Consider the following 18,565-nt stretch of genomic DNA (forward strand, 5'->3'; position numbering starts at 1 on the left):
TTCATTACTCATCCAGCATTTTCTTTTTTTGTAACATTTAATTGTTAGCAACCCTAAGAATGCACTTAAAGTAGAACCCTACACACCTTACTACAGTAGTGTTATTTGTTGATTTGGCAGCCTACTCAATCGATATGATTTACCCGTCCATTCGCGATGACCATTTCCAGTTGGTCGTTCTCGTCGAATACCAGTAAGTCGACGGTCGCGCCGAAGGATATTGCCCCGCCCAATCGCCCGTTCTCCGGCAACAGTCGCAGCCGCCCGGCAAGCGGGTGGTCGGGTAGGGGAGTGGTGGTGCGCACGGCCGTGTATCCCTGAGCGTACAGCTCCCGTGGGTCCAATCGAGACAGTTGATTAGCCGTCAGCGTGCCCGGATATACTTTGCCGGCCGCTACGCGTTTGCCCATCAGGTCTAAGCGGTAAAATCCCCCGAACGTGTGGAGGTCACCCAGGTCACTGACGTAGGCACTCGTGGTGTACTCCCGGTTGGCGGGGCCAGTCGTTCGTTCTGACTGCCGGAAGCCAACGTCCATGACGAAAGTCCCCTCCTTACGCTCTACGGCCACGTTCTCCAGGATCAGTTCGTGCATGCCGTTCGACTGGTTCTCCGGAATCTCCCAGTAGCGTTCGACGGGGAAGGATTCGTACCGTCCGGTAGCAATGCCGTGGAGTCCGGCGATCAACCCCAGCAGATTCAGCCGTCGGATCTCCTGTTTTTCCGGGTCGCCGGGGAATCCCCCGGATTCGATCAGAATCGTGCGTGTCCCCCATTTCTGCAGGTTGTCCCCAAAGGCCCGCGGTTCGAAGTCGTCGTTGTACCGGCCCACCTGCGCGGGCACGTCCACCTGCCAGTGGTCGTTCATCAGCGCGATCACCTGGGCCGCGTCCTCGCGCCGGTCGCTCATGGTCTTTTCCCAGTCGAAGGCGGGCGCCAGAATGGAGAGGACGCATCCCTTCTCGGCCGGGAAGCCGGCGGAATAGTAGATGCCCTGATCGTGGAGATTGAAGCCCCAGTCCGCGTCGAGGCGGTCGCGTTCTCCCTTCAGCAACCGGGCTTCCGGACTTGTCAGGTGCAGGGCGTCCCGGTTCAGGTCGATGCCGAGGGCGTTGCGCCGGTCGAAGCGCGCCGCGCCGTCGGGGTTCAGCATAGGTAGGAAGGTCAGTTCCAGTCGTTCGGCGATCGTCCGGCGGAGGTCGTCCAGTCCGTCCCCCGACCCCCGCAACCAGTTGAAGAGATCGAAGAGGGCCGCCGTTGCCGTCGGCTCGTCGCCGTGCATCTGCGACCAAAGCAGTACCGTGGTCGGGCCCTCTCCCCACCGTACGCGCCAGAGCGGACGGTCCTCTACCGACCGGCCGGCCGTATCGACGTGGAATTCCGCGGGTAGCGCGTTGATGAGTGGCCGCAGATCCGGTTGCTTGAAGCGGCGGGTAGTGATTGTCGGTTCCCGGTACCGGTCCAGGGACGCGCGCACGGCGGCCGTAGGAAAATCAGCGGCCGGAGTAGACGGCGTCGGCGGCGTCTGCGCCCCGCAGGCGAGGGTCAGGATCAGCAACGGCCACACCGTAAGTGTTCGTAGGAAAGAGGAGGTGTAGTTCATGGATTGGTCTAGGTATTTACGTGGCTCCCGCGTTCCCGCCTGCCCTTAGCGGCCCCGTTTGCCGAGGTCCAGCAGTTCGATGTTGCGAAAGTCGATGGGGTGGCTCTCCGCCTGCAGCGCGATGTAACCGCCCGTAAGGATCTCTCCTTCCCGCGATACCCACTCCCGCCAGGCTTCGCCGAAGCCGGCCTGTTCCCAGTTTTGTTGCCCCCCGCGACGGCTGGTAAACCCACCCCCGATCTGCGGCTGGGTGAAGCTGAGTACGGTGTCGCCCTCAATGAGGAAGTGCATGGCCTCCCCGCCGAGTACGATGGCCTCGGCACTTACCCAACGGTCGCCGTCGTAGGTAGCCGACGTCGAGTTGATGCAGTGGCGGTAGTCGATCGTATCACCCATCACGACGGCGGTGCCCGGGGTACATACGTTTCCGGTAGTGCGCGGACCGTCGCCGAGACCACCGAGCAGTTGCAGCTCGACCGACACGGGAAAGGTCTGGCCGTAAGCATTGCTGGCGGCACTCTGGCTGTGCAGCATAACCCCGCTGTTGCGCACGTTCCATTCGGCTCCGCCCGGGGTCTGGTCGCCGGTAAAGCGGTACTCGAAGCGAAGTTTGTAGTGGGAGTACGGCTGGCGGTAGTACAGGTGACCGTAGGCTTCGTCGAAGTTTTCGTAATCGTCGTAACTGATGCGGATCATGTTGTCCTCCACGCGGAAAGTGTTGCGGAAATTCTCGTTGAGGGGGCGGCCGGCAATTTTAATGTCCCAGCCCGTAAGGTCCTCCCCGTTGAAGAGGGAAATCCAGTCTTCGGTGGACTGGCGGCCGGTCGTACAGCCCGTCAGCAGGAGCACGATACCGAGGGAGGAAACAAGTTCACGCATGAAAACGATATTTTGGGCGGGGGCGCGGGAGCAATGCGTTAAATATGCCGGCACGGCACCGGGTAAAAATTTACTACGTTGCAAGTATAAGCGCCCGTCCGGATCTTTTCACTACGGGAGTGGCCGGCCGGAGCAAATGCTTTCCGTGGGTTAGCCGTAAATTATCCCCCCTCCGCTTGAGAATCTACTGAATGTACGGTATTCCGCTAAGGTCGGTAATTTGTTTGCTGCTGTTGTGGGGGACTACCGCCTCGCTGGTCGGACAGGCCGCCGCGGGCACCGGTCCACTGGTTTTACCGCTGGACAGCGTAGACGCCGTCCGACTCCGCACGGATTGGCTGGTGGACACCTCCGGAACTTTGTCGATTACCGATGTACTTGACCGTCGGTCAACTTCCTCACCATGGCGCAACGATTCCGTTCCGATCGAGCTGACCAACTACTATTGCTGGGTCAGACTGTCGGTACATAACCAGGCCTCCGACCCCACTAACGTGCTGGTGCAGTTTCACCGGCCGGCGGACAGCATCGCGTTTTACCGGGTCGTGGGCGACCGGATCACGTCGGTCAAACGCTGGACCCGCGGGGAGTGGGAAGACCGACCCTACCTGACCTTCGCGCCAAACGTGTTTTCCCTGGGCATCGGCGGGGAGGAGCAGGTGACGCTTTACGCCCGACTTTACGAACCCTATTCCTGGAATTCCGGGAGCATCGCCTCCGCCCGGCTGGTCATGGAGCGACCGGCGGTCAACCGTCACATCGTCATGGTGGCGTGGCATTCCGTCTATATCGGACTGATGCTCGGCATCGCGGCGCTGGGGGTGCTGACTTATCGCTTGTTCCGGGAGCGGGCCTTTTTGTGGTTTTCACTGCTGACGCTCTGTTTTGCTTTCTATTTCGCCGATGAGAATCAGATCACGGCGCTGATCGGCTTCGGCAGTCCGGTCGGAAGTGGCTATGGCATTATACAGTTCTCCATTGCGGGTTTGATCATCTCCCTGACCTTCTTCCTGATCGCCTACACCGATCTGCGCAGGTACTGGCCCCGCTATACCAATTTCCTGCTCGGAGTCGCGGGGATCGCCGTACTGGCTCAGTTTTTGTTCAACTTCAGCGACATTCACGTAGCCACCGCGGCCTTGGTGGCGAATGCCGCCACCCTGACCTGGATCGTCGTCATCTCCGCCCCCGTATTTTTGCTCGCCCGGCGGGGTTCTAATTCCGCGATCCGACTGCTGATCGGTACGGCGATGCTGCTGATTCCCGGGGTCATTTACGTCGTACAGCTAATCGTATTTAACCGCTACTATGCGTGGTCCCAGATTGGTTTCGAGATCGGCACGCTCGGGTTTTCTATTCTACTATTCTTCGGACTGTATACGAAGGTGGAGGACATCCGGCAGCGGGCGAAAACGCTAACGGAACAGAGCGAGCTGAAGTCAAAGTTCTTCGCCAACATTTCTCATGAGTTTCGTACGCCGCTGACGCTGATCATGGGGCCGGTGGAGCAACTCCTGAAGCAGTTTCCCGAATCCTCCCAGGAACGAAAGCTGCTGCAGGTGGCCTACCGCAACGCGAAACGTCAGCTTCGCCTCGTCAACCGGATCCTCGAGCTGTCACGCCTTGAGGCCACGGAAGGGGCGGTGAACGTTCAGCTCGTGGATCTACCGCGTTTGCTGGAAGAGGCAACCGACTCCTTCGCCCACCTGGCCGGCCAGAAGGAGATCGCCCTTAGCTACGTCGGTGAGGTCCGGCAGTTGCTGCTCACCGTAGACCAACAACGCGTGGAGGAGGCCGTAAATAACCTGCTCTCCAATGCGCTCAAATTCACGGGGCGGGGTGGTCGGGTGACCGTGTCTCTGCGGCTGACGGAGGGGGAGGCGGTCATTGCCGTAGCGGATACCGGGGTCGGTATACCGAAGGAAATGCTCGATGGGGTGTTTAACCGCTTCTACCAGGGCGAAGCCAGTCGGTTTACGGAAGTAGAAGGCAGTGGAATCGGCCTCTCCCTGGTCCGCGAAACGGCACGTTTGCACGGGGGACGGGTTACCGTAGAGAGCGAGTACGGCCGGGGATCCACTTTTTCGATGTACCTACCGCTTGCGACGGCGGTGCCGGTCGACGTCGCGGCGGAACGTCCCCTGGCCGAAGCCGCCAACGGCGCGGTGGAGACCGGAAACACCGTGGAAGGTGAGACTTCGGATGCGGGCACCGGACTTCCCCGGGTGCTGATCGTAGAGGACAACGCGGAACTGCGCAGCTTACTGCAGATGATGCTGGAAACTTCATATCGCGTAACCCAGGCGGTCAACGGAGCGGACGGTATTGAACGAGCGGTCAAAACCCAGCCGGATCTCATCATTTCCGACGTTATGATGCCCGTGAAGGATGGTTTTGAACTGTGCCGTACCCTGAAGTCCCGGGTGGAAACCAGCCACATACCCATCATTTTACTCACCGCGCGGGCTTCCTTCGAAGCCCGTATCGAAGGGTTGGAGTACGGGGCGGACGACTACCTCACCAAACCCTTCAGTCATCAGGAACTGATGGTGCGGGCGAAGAACCTCATCGACGGCCGCCAGTTGCTCCGTCAGCGATACGCGGCCGCCATCGAGCTCAGGCCCGAGGAGGTAACCAGTAGTCCGGTAGATGCGGAGTTCCTGGCGCGCGCTACGGCCGTCGTGGAGGAACATATGTCGGACGAAACCTTCCGGGTAGCCGATTTCGCGCGGGAGATCGGGATGAGCAGTACCAGTCTTAATCGCAAGCTGCGGGGTTTGCTCGGGCAGTCGACGAATCAATTCATGCAGTCGGTTCGCCTGCAGCGGGCCGCCGAACTGCTCCGGAGAGGGGAGTATACGGTAGCCGAGATCGCGCTGGAGACGGGTTTCAGCAGCAGCACCTACTTCGTAAAGTTATTTAAAGAAAAATATGGCGTCACGCCGGGCAGTTTTGAAAAAGCCCGCTAGTCTTACTTACTCACCCCACCTATACCCCCTTCGCATTGACCACCTTTACCCTGACAGAAACTACCCTTCGCCGTCATTCTTATCTGTTCATCAGCCTCCTGTGTGTGCTGTGTATGAGTGACCTGAGCGCCCAGCAACGGTATCAATCCGGATACGTGATCGGTACGAATGGACGGCGGACCGCCCTCGACATCGAGATTCCGGACGGAAAAAGTACGCCGCGGCAAGTTCGGGTAAAGGGGGTGGACGGGACCGTCCGCGTCCTGGACACCGCCGGGATAGCGGAGTTCGGCATCGGAACGGCCGTCAAGCGGTACACGAAATTTCGCGTAGCCCTGGATATCAGTACGAAGGGGATAGGGGAGACGGTCTCGGGCAACGCGCCCGTATTCCGGGACCGTAGTCTCCTGCTCGAACACCTCGTCGACGGTCCGCTTCAGTTGTTTTACTGGAGTGACGGGGCGGCGGAAGCCTACTTCGTGCGGCACGGCGAGGAGGATACGCCCCGGCAACTCATCTACCGGCGCTATACATTCGGGCAGCGGGTGAAGACCGACAGTCGCTACATCGCGCAGTTACATCCCTACCGGTGTGTGGGCGGCGATGATGATCAGTTGGGTGTTCCACGTTTTCGGGAAAAGGAACTCACTGACTTTGTAGCGTCCTACAATATGTGTTCAGGCGAGCTTCCGGTGTTCTACCGGACGGACAAGCGCAAAATCGTGGTGAAGATCCTCGCCGGCGCGGAGTCCGCGGACGTCGAGGTGCTGATCAACGACGGCCCAACGTGGCCGCTGAACGGTGCCGTGTCCCCACGATTTGCCCTGGAAGCTGAAATGACCGTGCCCTACACCCGCGATATGCTGGCCGTGCACGCCCAGGCGTACGTTCGCCGCAGCAGCAGCAACGGCATGGTATACAATACGGAACGGGACTTCAGCTATACTTCCGTGGGTACACTACTCGGGTTGCGTACCTATTCGGGAGGTGATCGTATTCGATTCTTCGCTAGCGCGGCCGGTTTGATCGACTTTCCGCTGGAGGCCAACATAGTTTCGTCCCAGCAGCGATTCGGTAGTACCATCATCAAGGCCTCTCCGAACGCCGGCGCGGTGCTGGGGGTGGGGGTAGAGCTGAACAGACCTCTGGGCCTACACCTGTCGCGGCAACTGAAGCGGAACGTCACCCCCGGCATCGGCTCCACGCTGACGTTCTACCGCGCCTGGACGGCGGAGATCGCTTATGCCGTTTTTCGTTAGGACCACCAGTTAGTCGTTCCCCCGCCGGGGCGTGTAATCGTCAAGTTACGGACGGATTTGCCCCGGGGAGAATTGTTGGAAAGCGGCGACCTCCGCCCGGATGAAACAGCCCATCACTCCATAAATAAGTCCGGCAGGAAGAGTGACAGTTCCGGAATCAGCGTCACCAAGGCCAGTACTGACAGGCTCACCAATAAGAACGGAAACCCCGCCCGGCTTACCGCTCCGATTGACACTTTACCGATGCCGGCCGCCACGAACAAACAGACCCCGAGGGGTGGGGTAGTGAGCCCGATCATCAGGTTGAGCAGTGCGATGACGGAAAAGTGTATGGGGTCTACGCCGACCGCCAGAGCTACTTTCAGCAAAATGGGAAAGAGGATGAGCAGGGCGGCGATCGTCTCCATGAAGGTGCCGACGAAGATCAGCAGCAGGTTGATCAGCAGCAGTACGACGTAGCGGTTGTCGGAGAAGCCGAGGATTTGCGCGGAGACGATCTGCGGGAGTTGCTCGGTGATGAGGATGTAGCCGAACAGGTTAGCAAATCCAATGAGGACCATCAACGCCGCGGAGGTTTTCATAGAGTCGAGGCAGACTACCATTGCCCGCCGCGGGGTCAATTTGCGGTACACGAACAGACCGATGACCAGGGCGTAAAGGACGGCAACGATCGAAGCTTCCGTAGGGGTGAACAGACCACCGATGATGCCGTAGAGGATGATCACGGTCATCAACAGTGCCCAGAAGGTGTCAATGAAGCCGCGGCCGATCTGACGGAGGCTGCTGCGTGGGTGCTTCGGGTATTGCCGCTTCCGCGAGATGTAGTAGGTGTAGCCCAGCAAACTGAGCCCGAGCAGAAAACCCGGAATGGCGCCCGCCAGGAAAAGCTTCCCCACGGATAGGCCCGTCAGTGTAGCGGCGATGATCATCGATACGCTCGGTGGGATGATCGGCCCCACCGTGGATGAAGAAGCAGTCACCGCGCAGGCGAAATCGGCATCGTAACCTTCCTTCTTCATGGCCGGGATCATGACCGATCCGATGCTGGCGGTATCGGAAATGGCCGTACCGGAAATACCGGCGAAGAGCATGGAGGAAGCGATGTTGGCCAGCGCCAGTCCACCCCGAATGTGCCCGACCAGGTGGTTGCAGAAGGCGATAATCTTTTCCGTCAGTCCGCCGTGGTTCATCAGGTTGCCGGCCATGATGAAGCCGGGAATGCTTAGCAGCACGAATACGTCGATGCCCGAGTACATCTTCATCGGCATGACGATCAGTGGCGTTCCATCCACCACCAGAAAGACGAGGCAGGACAGCCCCAAGGAAAACGCGATGGGGAAGCGCAGCAAGATGCAGACGGCGAAGGTGACGAGCAGCAGTCCGATCATTCGCCGGGTGATTTAGTCGTGAAGTGGCGGCGGAGGCGGTGCACCGCGTACGTCAGTACCGATGCGCCCAGAAGGAGCATCCCCGCGAACGGGAAGGCCATCGGTAACTTCAGGCTGGGGGAGCGTTCCGCCCAACCCATGACCGTGAACCCGACGGCGTAGTAGGTGAATAGGGCGAAAAGTACGACCGTGAACAGATCGATCGCAAAGCCTACCCGCCGCTGCCAGACCGGTGACATACGGTGGTAAAAGAAATCGAAGTTGACGTACTCGCCGCTCCGCAGCGCCAGGCCCGCCGAGCAGCCGATGGCGATCACAAAAAAGACGCGGGCGGCTTCCTCCGTCCACGACGGGGCGGTAGCCAGGAACAGGCGCGCGAAAATCTGGATCAGAATGACCAGCACGAAGCCCGACGTACTGAGGAAGGTCCCGTACTTCAGGCCCAGCCCGACAACTTTTACGAAGCGACTCATTGTACGGTGTCCTTTAGGGAGCGATACACTGCCTGCATGTCGGGGGATAGCGTATGGTAGATCGCGTTGCCGTGCTTCTTCTTGAAGGCTTCCCGGTCGACCTCGACGAAAGTCATTCCGCTGGCTTCGAGGGCGGCGCGGGTTTTGGCGTCGTTTTCCAGGAAGAGCCGGCGCTCGAAGGCCTGCATTTCCCGCGCGCAGTCGAGGAAGATCTCCTGCAGATCGGCCGGCATGCGGTTGAACTGCTTTTCTCCGATGACGGGGTAGGTCCAGCCGAAGACGTGGCTGGTCAGGTTGACGTATTCCTGCACTTCGTACAGGGCGAGCATTTTGGTCAGCGGTAGGGGGTTCTCTTGTGCATTGATCACGCCCTGCTGTAGGGAGGTGAACACTTCGGAAAAAGCGATGGGAGTAGTTTTCGCTCCGAGCGCGTCCCAGGCCGTGACGAAGGCCGGTACGCTGGGGATACGGATGACCAGGCCCTGGAGATCGTCCGGGTGGCGCACGGGTCGGTTGGATGTCAAGTGACGGGGGCCGGCCTGAAAGTAGCCGACGGGCCGCAGACCGGTCTTGGTGACCATTTCGGCGCGAATGCGTTCGCCTACGGGCCCGGTGAGCATCGCATCCACCTCTTCCATACTGTCCATGAGGAAGGGCATTTCGCAGAAGGTCATGATCTCCGTCCAGTTGCTGAGCAGCGCGCTGGTGGTGGTCATGTCGATCACCCCCGCCTGGATCATGCGGATGGCCTCGATCTCCTTGGCCAGCTGTTCGGAGGGATAGGTTTGCAGTTGGATGCGTCCTTCCGAGCGTTCGTCAAGCAGTTCTCCAAAGTGTTGGAAGGCGCGGAACCACGTGTGGTCTTCGGCGACCAGCAGACTGGCACGGAGTAAGAATTCGGGTCGGGTGGGGGAGCTACAGGACAACAGCCCGGTCAGGGTAAGCAGCATTAGTAAATGGACTGATAATCGCATGACGTGGCGGTCGCTTGTGGTGGTAAAGTACTAAGCGTTGCTGGGATCCGGCGGTGGACATGGTCAAGTTACCTTTGGGTGCACATGTGAGCAATGATTCATTGGGGGGCTTGCCTGATCAACCCTTTGAAGACTCTGCCAAATTGCCACATGTGACGATTTGGAAGCTAAAGCGCCTAGAGTGAGCAATATTTACTCATTCAAAATTTTCTTTAATTGGCAATAAAGAATGACGATGTTACCTAACTAATACAGAGCAGGGTAGAATTGTAGAAACAAACGGGTAAGACGATTCCGGATTATTTTCGGTGTGCTGGGATGTTGACGTGTGGTGCATATTAGGGGGTCAAAAGATTCCTTCCAGACTATGTGATTGCGACCTCATCAAATGAGCCTTGACTATATTGAAACTTCACCCAAATTCCTGAAAGGGATGAAATAACCATAGTCGACTGTAGGAATGCTTCCAATGGTTGCAATTGACTGCGCGGGATCAAAGATGGTTGAAAATCAAAACATGTAGTTAGCCTATAATTTATATTATGTTAAGTAGTCTTAATGGAACGGTTCCGCTTAGTGATTATCGCCGTAGTCGTCATCTCCCCCAAATTTATTCCCCCCGTACTTACAGTCCGGACTACGTTGCCGATGACATCTAAAAAGTCCATCCTTACGAGATCCCAGAAGTCCGACATTGCACGAAGCCGCCCCCTACCCTTCCGTTCGCTGAACCGGATTCTTGCAATGCAGTGATCGCTTTCAGGAGCTAATCGACAGTTAGCGAGTTCACCGGCATCTGTGCGCTTGTTAAATCTTTCCTCAAAACATATTACAGGGTTGCCCCAGTATAGGCGCTGGCCGACAGGTCGGCCTATAAGTAGTAGATGTATATCTCAGTCAAACTATGTCCCCCCCGGTCGGCTGCACTGAGTAGCCCACCGGCAAGTAGTGCAGCCGGTCCTAGACGTGCTTCACTACCTGCCGATGGCTCCCGCTCGACAACTTATTGCGCCAGTCGTAGCCCATGTATACTTTGCCCAAATCTTTCGATTCCACTACTCTTGGTGACCGTTCTGTCACCTTGGATTCCTCCAGCACTATCAACTGAGTCGACCCTTCGCCCCGCTCACTTTGGCACCACCGCTGCCAAATGCAGCATTTACTTACTGGACCACCAGACTTTATTTGCAGCATCGGTGACCTGTAACGTGCCTTCGTCGCTAACCGTTAACATAGCATTTGCCGGAGCTCCGGTTACCTCCTCCTTTAGAGTAGTACCATCAGAAGTTTTTACCAGTTGAATATTGCCCTCCTTTAGCACTACGATCGTGCTGTGATCACTAGGCGCATCGGTGAAGAGTTTAGTCTTAACATCCCACACGTAGGCATTATCGCTCGATCTCTTGATCACCAGATTGCCATCGGATTGGGCTACCAATTTGAATTCACCATTACTTGACTGGTGATCCTTAGGAAACACGACCAGAGGAATATCTTCCTTGACGGTCACGGTGAGTTGAAATCCACCGGGACTTTTTGCATCTACGGAAAAAGAAAATGGAGCCGCTTGATCGGAAAAGGTTTGCCCCGCGACATAACTGGCATCATCCAACCACTTCTTACTTCCCTGATCTTGGTCAAAACCAACTCGCGGGACAATGCGAATTGCTCGTTTACCACTTAACTCCGGCGATTGGACGGTATACACGATCAAACGATCACCTTCCGAATTCATTTTTTCACCTTTGCCGGCTTTAAATTGTTCTCTAGATACCACGTCTTGCCCGATTTCGATGATCCACAGCTTTTGCATGTTGGTAGCATCCGGAATGACGACCATATTTTTTCCGGACTCAGGCTGGGATATTTTTTTCAGGTCAATTTTGTAAGATCCCTTCTTGTTTAGCAACCGCATGGCCGAATTGTCGATCCACCCGTACCGAAACCGATGGTACCCGAGAAAGCCAGTGGCATAGACAACATCACCCATCACGTCGTATCCTGCCACTTCATGCAGGTAGGGAGTTGTCGCGGGATACAATTCGCCGGATCCATAGCTATGCCCGATCTCATGCATCAGCGTGGTGTAATGCTCGTTGTAAACATCAGGGGACAGGGAAATCAAGCGGTTAAGACCGTTAAAGGAAGTACCGTGTGCACCTGAGGGGGCGGTAAATCCTTCAACTCCTTTGTTGGGAACGACAACACAAATGGAATTGGGTGTATACGCTTTATTCGGTAACAGCGCAACACCATCTTCAACATATTCCTGCCAGTTCCATCCCCTCCCCGTAGGAAAGTATTCCGCGAAAGTCTTGGGCATCCGCTTCCACGTCTTATGGAGAGTAACATCTACATCAACTCCCATCCGCTCGAAAGAACTGCTCAGTGCGCCATCGCTGGTGATGTCCTTCCACAACGCATCAAATGATTCGTTACCTGCAGCTACGGTCTGATCACTCCAGTCCACAAATATCACTTCAAGGTTGATACGGTCGCCGGCATCGATTTCTGACTGAAAATTTCTTCTCCCTTCGGAACCCGAATAGAGTAATTGCACCATGGCAGGATTAGCTTCATCTACGGAGGTGAGTAGAGAGATCATCTTTTCCAGCCCCGGAATACTGATTTGCATCATTCTCCGAGAGGCTTCCAAACAGTCGTACTGACTGCGGTGAAGACCGGGGCAGTACCGTGGAATTCTTGAGCCGTGCGTCACTATTCCCGCATAACTTTCAAAGTAGTCCTCCCATTTCTGGACATTAAACTCAACGTAAGAGGCCTTGATATCACCCACCGCTTTGGCGTCGCTATTAGTGTTGACATAGGTGCCTAGGGCCTTACACGCCGGCAAGTTAGTTTGCGTAAACTCCGTCCAGACTGCGGTCCAGGGCATCTTCCCATCAGCTCCCTCGCTCGGCTTACTTGGGTATTTGTACATGTTGGCTTTCAACAAATCAAGTCCCTGTTGACAAATGGCGCAGTTTTTCTTCAATTGCTCAGGTGCGGCCTGTGCAAAAGAACTCGCTTGAACGACGAGTAAAATGAAAAGTAGGTTAAACAGCTTTTTCATAGTAATGGCTTCGAGATAAGCCCGGTGATTTGTCTTCCGGGCAGGTTATTAAATGCGCATTCTCTCCGGGAATCTTTGTCCCGTTTCTCGTTGGGCAGAATATGGAACGGTATGATGCTTTTCTTACCGCTGAATTACCAGGCGCTGGGTGATTTGCCGTGTACCGTCCGATGCACTGAGAGTGTACACGCCACTTTGAATACCGGCAGTTTGTAGATCCAGTCGGCCGATTACGGTACCCGCGGGATACGTGCGTTTGATCACCCTGCGACCCAACTGGTCGAGCAGCAGTACCTCCGTATCACCTTGCCAGCCTTCCAGACTAACTGTTACTTCGTGGGCGGCAGGGTTTGGGTAGGCGGAGAGCGTGGTAGGAATCATCGTACCATGTTCGGTCGACGCATCCATGGATTTGCCGGATGGTTTGCCCGATTTTTCCTTGTGAATCTGAATTTTACCACCGGCCAGTTCGGTGGATGCGTACTCGGTATCGCTGCTGCCCATCTTGTTGTCATACACGACGTTTCCGTCGCTGAGGGTCCAGATTTTGATCCGAAACTTATCAGGTTCACTCCCTTGGTTCATGTCTCCATCAATACCGGTGATCATGAAGCCAAATCCAGGGGTACCATTCACCTCTCCGACACCCTTAAACTTTGCACGATTGCCTGCTACCACTAACCATTCGTATGCGGTACTGTGGAACTGGAAGGAAGCCGCGTTGAGGTGAAAATTGGTATTGCCATCTGGCGTGGACTGACCATTTTTATGCTTGGCTACGAAACCGAAGTTCGCCTTGCCCGTCAGCCCCGGATCGGGAGTGTAAGCACCCAGCGGGGAGTCGATCCATCCGCCACCGGTCACAAACCCACCTGACGGATCGAAGATTACCGCGTAGGTGGTAGCCTCCTTGCTGGCGGTATCTCCACAGTCATCGGTAACCCTCACCGTTATCAGGTATACCCCGGTAGTGCCGTATTGGTGACTACCCGTTGCGAAGTCGCCGCCCTCATCGACCATCAAGGTAGTAGAGGTACCGTCGCCCCAGTCTGCGAACGCGGTGAGCACTTCCTGACTATTGTCGTCGATGAAGTCGGTGCGCACCGTGATTGGACCGCCGAGAGCGGTCGGTTCGGCCGTGACGATCACCGTCGTGATTTCGGGGGCTACGTTCCCATCGATCACGCCGTCGCAGTTATTATCAATACCATCGCAGATCTCGGCAGCAAGGGGGTGTATGGCAGCATTGAACGGAGCGCAGTCTTCATGGTCGTCAAAGCCGTCGTTATCGTCGTCGGGGTCACAGATGTCGCCAAGACCGTCGCCGTCATTGTCGGCCTGATCAGGGTTACCGGTAGAGGGGCAGTTATCTAGATTATTGTCGATTCCATCCCCGTCCACGTCGGCGTCGCATGCATCTCCCATCCCGTCCGCGTCCAGGTCGGATTGGTCGGCGTTGGCCGTGGTTACGCAGTTATCCACGTTGTTGTTGATCCCATCCCCGTCTATATCCGGGTCACAAGTGTCTCCCATTCCGTCCCCATCTAGGTCTGCCTGCTGGGCGTTCGGTGTAGTCGGACAGTTGTCCACATCATTATTGATCCCATCCCCGTCTATATCCGGGTCACAGGTGTCTCCCAATCCGTCCCCGTCTAGGTCTGCCTGCTCCGTATTGGGTGTGCTGGGACAATTGTCATCGTTGTCCGCGATACCATCTCCATCGGTGTCGGCAATGGCGGAGGGATCGATGACTTCAAGCTGTACCAAGTTTTCAAAGTAGTTGATGCGCCATTCTTTATTTCCACTGAGCGCGGGCAGGACTTCGAAGGGGAACTTACCGATTACACCACCTTCGGCAATGATGATGTCGAATGTAGCGCCAAGGGGTGCATCATAGCCGTAAGACCGTAAGTACTGTTTGTTCAGATCTACGGTCCCGGTAACGACCAACTGGGAATGTTCCAAACCTGGTTCAGGACCACCGATCTTAAACCCAAGGGAGGGATAATTTTGTGAATCGTCGGCATCCAGATTACCATCTATCGTCAGAATGGTAGAGGTATTTCCGTTCCATATCGGCGTGACGGTCCCCCGGTTTGTGAGACGAGGTACTACTATTGTTGCATCACCTGCGACATAACCGGAAGTGTTGATAGATCCTGTAGATGAGTACAGGTTGCCGGCATCGGGGGCGGGGTCAATATAACCTTCTGAGTATACGATGATTGCACCATCGCTGTTGTTATTAATTACTCCTTCGTTGAATACCCGGGAGTAGTTAGCAAAAGTCGAGTTAATATCGATAACACCGGTGGAGCGGTTGTTGATCGTCATTGAATTCAACAGTACTCCGTTGAATAGCATATAGCCCGCATTGTTAAAGATTCCTGCTTCGTCCGAATTAGGCTGCATCGAACCAGTGGAATGTATGATGATACTGGAACCGGGGTTGTTGTCAAATATAACCTCACCCAGGGGCACGAAAATTCCATAGGCATTTATAACATTATTGTTGGTGAAGGAACCACTGACATAGAAACGCTCACTTCCATTTACGTTTATAGTGCCATCATTTATAGTAGTGCCTCTTAGGCTTATCCAGTTGTCAATTTCCACCGTGTGATTGATTTGAATGTCGACATCGGCCGTATGATTGACGGGAGGTACGCCATTGGCATCCCAGGTACTAGCTTGACTCCAATTGCCATCGGAAACAGTAGTGTACTGTTGACCGATAAGGATGTTGGAGCAGAGCAGCAGCAAACAGAGTAAACCAGAGTAGATGTTCATAGTGAATGGGTTGTTATGAATTATAGTACAGCTTGGACATGGCACGCCCAACCAGGCGGCAGTTGCTGGGGTCTTAAGCCAGTACCGGCAGTTAAGGAGTGTTCAGAAGTTGTAGCACGGAATGGGTCGCCGACTGGGGCGATGCACAGTTATGATTATTTGTTCGTAGTGTGTTAAGCGATTAGATAGGCAGTAAGTGGACTGCCAAAGGCAAATTCAGGCGTCTATGTGAGATTGTGGCTACTGTTAGGTCGGTGTTCCTTTGTTATCAATTATCCCAAGTGCAGTTCTAACTTGTTCTAAGATAGTATGCTATAGATAGTAATTATGCTTTACAACATATAATATTGCGTATTCAGGAGAGAATGTGGTGACATATTCAGCTCACTTGGTGACAAAGACAATAAATCGGAGAAATAAATTTTGTGAATTGTTTGCTCCTGGCTCGTTGCAGTCAACTGCTATAGTCCTAAGCTTGGTATTACCCGGGGGTTCGGACCTCAATACCAAGTTGTTTAGCTGATAGCCGGGTGATTGGGTATACATACTATACGCCTCGGGTTACGGTATTCGACTTTGCCAAGAGTTTGGAAACAGAGTACAATGACTCCCCTTAGGTAGTAAGGATCGCATCTATTGTCGAAACTTGACGGCGGCGGCGCGCGGGAGCAAACTTTATCAGTTCAACTGCCGAAACCGGCTCGGTAGCAGCCGTGCTTCTTGCGGAACAGCTTACCAAACGACTGCGGGTGCTCGATGCCCAGATCGTAGGTAATGGCACTGACCGGCTCGTCGGTCGCCAGCAGGGCGCTCTTTACTTGCTCGATCAGGAGGTGATGAATGAGCTCCTGGGTGTTCTTGCCCGTCTCCCACCTCAGCAGATCGCTCAGGTAGCCTCCACCCGCTCCACCACGTAGCCCTAGTGGGGGCTGCGCGTGCAAAATTGCCGGTCGTAGAAGCGATTGCAGTAGTGGAGTAGCAGTTCGAGGTTTGTTACGATAATGGTTTGGCTATGCTGATGGATGAAATACCGGTACCCTGGGGCGCGTCTGGCGAGTGGAGGTACGTGCTGCCAATGTTTACCAGCGGGTCTTGTCGTGGAGGCTAATCGTTGGGTACTCAAAAGGACCTTCGCCTGATGAAATTGGCACCGCAGAATCATCAAGGATTACGAGCGAACGGTAAGAAGTTCCGCTGGATTCGTTCCCGTAGCCACCGTGCGGTAGGTTCTATCGTTCATCGCTAATTTTCGTCCCTAAAATTTTCAGACACGCGCTTAAGTGGCTTTAGTCGTTCTTGATAAAGTACCCTTCATTCGATACGGCGGCATCACTTACGGTAATATTTGCCTCCTTAAACCAGACCTCGGCGTAGTTACCGCTTTCGTACTGCTTCCGCAGATCACCGCCGAAGGTCTCCGCGCCGGAACACCAGTTCCTGTTTACTTCGGGAGATTTGCCGTTGGTCTGGTTATAGCAACCCAGTTTGAAAAAGATGTATTCATCGGCGTAGGCCTCCTCGCGCTCCAGGCCGTCCTGACCGACGGGCACGAACAGCTGCTGGGTCTGCTCGGGGATGTTAGCCGCGGAGGTGTACTCCGAGTCCACTAGTGATTTGGTGAACTCCTTGGTCTCGTGACCTTCACTCATAAACTTCAGCCGCATCAGGCCGTCCTTCACCTCGATCTCGTAACCGAACGTTTCCCCCAGGGCAATGCCATCCGCCGGCTCCTCCGGGTAAGTAGCTTCCTCGCTACCAACCACGGAAAAGTCGTGGCCCCACACGGCGGTCGAGTAATCCCACCTGCCCGCATTGTCGGGCCCCGCCGTATTGATCTCGTAGTGCCAGAACACGGAACCTTTAGTATGACCGGGAAACTTCTTGTAAAAAATCTTCAGCGGCTCGTTCTCGTGGCCGTCCGCGCTGTGGATCTGCCCCACAACGACGGAGTACGACGCCGCGACCCGCGCGTCGCCCGTCGCCGATACATTCATGACTTTAAGCTGGGCGGACAGTTTTGCCGGAGTGTCCGGAGACCATTTTTTCGTCTGCGCCAGTTCCGTGCGCGTGTTGTTGGACGTGCCGTGGGTGTCTCCGGCATTCGGCGATTTGAAGACGACCCAGTCAATTCCGTCATCCTCGGCCACGTAAAAGAAGTCCGGATGCTCGAAATTATTCGGATGACCTACATTGGAACCATCGCCCAGGATCAGATTCCAGTGATCGGAAAATGAAAGGACGTCGCTGGCATATGTTTCAGTTGCCGCTTCCGGTTCCTTCGGTTGGTCGTTTTTGTCCGCGCAGCCGGCCAGTAAAAGCAGCGCGCAGCAGATCGAGGGGAATGTTAGGTTCATGGTGTCTTTTTAATAAACGTGTCGGTGAGCTGGGCTACGTATTGTAGGCCCCGCCGTTAATATCCAGCGTAGCTCCGGTGATGAAGCCATCGTATTCGGAGGCCAGGTAGGCAACCGCCCGGGCGACATCATCGGCGTTCCCCGCCCGGTTGATGGGAATACCTTCGACGGTTTTCGCGGCGGATTCGGCGGTGGTGTGGGTGTTGTGAAATGCCGTACCGAGAATCAGTCCCGGGGCCACCGCATTGACCCTGACGCCGTGCGGTCCCAGCTCCGATGCAAGGGCGCGCGTAAAGGTCAGAATGGCTCCTTTGCTCGTCGAGTAAGCCAGCGATCCGGCGTGGCCTCCTTTTCTTCCGGCTAATGACGCCAGATTCACGATACTGCTATGCTCGTTTTTAATGAGGTGGGGCATGGCCGCTTTGGTGACGTACATCATGGAAGTAAGGTTGATGTCCATCACCTTGGTCCAGAACGTACCGTCCATCTCTTCGAGCTTCCTGCGGGCGACCAGGGAACCCGCATTGTTGACCAGGATATCTAGCCCCCCCAGGACTTCGACCGTTTTCTCGACTACGGCCCGCGCATCGGCTTCCACGGTCAGATCGCCCCGCGTAGCTACCGCTTTTTGCCCCTTTCCTATGGCGTAGTCTGCCAGCTTTTCCGCGGTCTCCGCACTGGAAAAGTAATGGATCGCTACGTTCGCTCCGCTATCGATGAATAGTTTGGTGATTGCCTCGCCGATCCCCTGGGCGCCGGCGGTAATGAGTACGTTCTTGTTGCGTAGTTTATCGGTCATATTCGT

The 18,565-nt window shown here is 55.5% G+C and carries 12 protein-coding genes; 2 read left to right on the plus strand and 10 right to left on the minus strand.

Annotated elements, in window-relative coordinates:
- Positions 1–125: 125 nt before the first annotated feature.
- Both NMA52_RS04605 and NMA52_RS04610 read right to left on the minus strand, forming a co-directional pair.
- Positions 126–1,601 (minus strand): M14 family zinc carboxypeptidase, encoded by a 1,476-nt coding sequence (locus NMA52_RS04605; RefSeq protein WP_254826471.1) that lies wholly within the window; start codon positions 1,599–1,601, stop codon positions 126–128.
- A 45-nt stretch (positions 1,602–1,646) separates the two neighbouring features.
- Positions 1,647–2,480, minus strand: coding sequence for a DUF1080 domain-containing protein (locus NMA52_RS04610; RefSeq protein WP_254826472.1), 834 nt, complete (start codon positions 2,478–2,480; stop codon positions 1,647–1,649).
- A gap of 191 nt (positions 2,481–2,671) precedes the next feature.
- Between NMA52_RS04610 and NMA52_RS04615 the strand changes: the two genes are divergently transcribed.
- A complete protein-coding gene (locus NMA52_RS04615) occupies positions 2,672–5,449 on the plus strand; it encodes an ATP-binding protein (RefSeq protein ID WP_254826473.1) in 2,778 nt (925 codons plus the stop codon).
- A gap of 35 nt (positions 5,450–5,484) precedes the next feature.
- Entirely contained in the window at positions 5,485–6,708 is a 1,224-nt protein-coding gene (locus NMA52_RS04620; RefSeq protein WP_254826474.1) for a hypothetical protein, read from the plus strand.
- Between the two features lie 113 nt (positions 6,709–6,821).
- Here NMA52_RS04620 and NMA52_RS04625 read toward each other — a convergent pair whose 3' ends face one another.
- The 8 genes from NMA52_RS04625 to NMA52_RS04660 form a co-directional block, all read right to left on the minus strand.
- Positions 6,822–8,096: a TRAP transporter large permease gene (locus NMA52_RS04625; RefSeq protein WP_254826475.1), complete on the minus strand. Its 1,275-nt coding sequence runs from the start codon at positions 8,094–8,096 to the stop codon at positions 6,822–6,824.
- Positions 8,093–8,569, minus strand: coding sequence for a TRAP transporter small permease (locus NMA52_RS04630; protein WP_254826476.1), 477 nt, complete (start codon positions 8,567–8,569; stop codon positions 8,093–8,095). Before NMA52_RS04630 ends, NMA52_RS04625 begins: the two co-directional genes overlap by 4 nt.
- Positions 8,566–9,543: a TRAP transporter substrate-binding protein gene (locus NMA52_RS04635; RefSeq protein WP_254826477.1), complete on the minus strand. Its 978-nt coding sequence runs from the start codon at positions 9,541–9,543 to the stop codon at positions 8,566–8,568. Before NMA52_RS04635 ends, NMA52_RS04630 begins: the two co-directional genes overlap by 4 nt.
- 1,159 nt (positions 9,544–10,702) lie before the next feature.
- Positions 10,703–12,616, minus strand: coding sequence for a hypothetical protein (locus NMA52_RS04640; RefSeq protein ID WP_254826478.1), 1,914 nt, complete (start codon positions 12,614–12,616; stop codon positions 10,703–10,705).
- A 123-nt stretch (positions 12,617–12,739) separates the two neighbouring features.
- Positions 12,740–15,406, minus strand: coding sequence for a thrombospondin type 3 repeat-containing protein (locus NMA52_RS19070; RefSeq protein WP_254826479.1), 2,667 nt, complete (start codon positions 15,404–15,406; stop codon positions 12,740–12,742).
- 683 nt (positions 15,407–16,089) lie between these two features.
- Positions 16,090–16,347, minus strand: a complete 258-nt coding sequence (locus NMA52_RS04650) for an AraC family transcriptional regulator (protein ID WP_254826480.1) — start codon at positions 16,345–16,347, stop codon at positions 16,090–16,092.
- Between the two features lie 345 nt (positions 16,348–16,692).
- Positions 16,693–17,760: a polysaccharide lyase family 7 protein gene (locus NMA52_RS04655; RefSeq protein ID WP_254826481.1), complete on the minus strand. Its 1,068-nt coding sequence runs from the start codon at positions 17,758–17,760 to the stop codon at positions 16,693–16,695.
- 34 nt (positions 17,761–17,794) lie between these two features.
- Complete coding sequence (locus NMA52_RS04660) at positions 17,795–18,559, minus strand: SDR family NAD(P)-dependent oxidoreductase (RefSeq protein WP_254826482.1); 765 nt, start codon at positions 18,557–18,559, stop codon at positions 17,795–17,797.
- Positions 18,560–18,565: the final 6 nt, after the last annotated feature.

The organism is Lewinella sp. JB7 (assembly GCF_024297185.1).
GTDB lineage: Bacteria > Bacteroidota > Bacteroidia > Chitinophagales > Saprospiraceae > Neolewinella.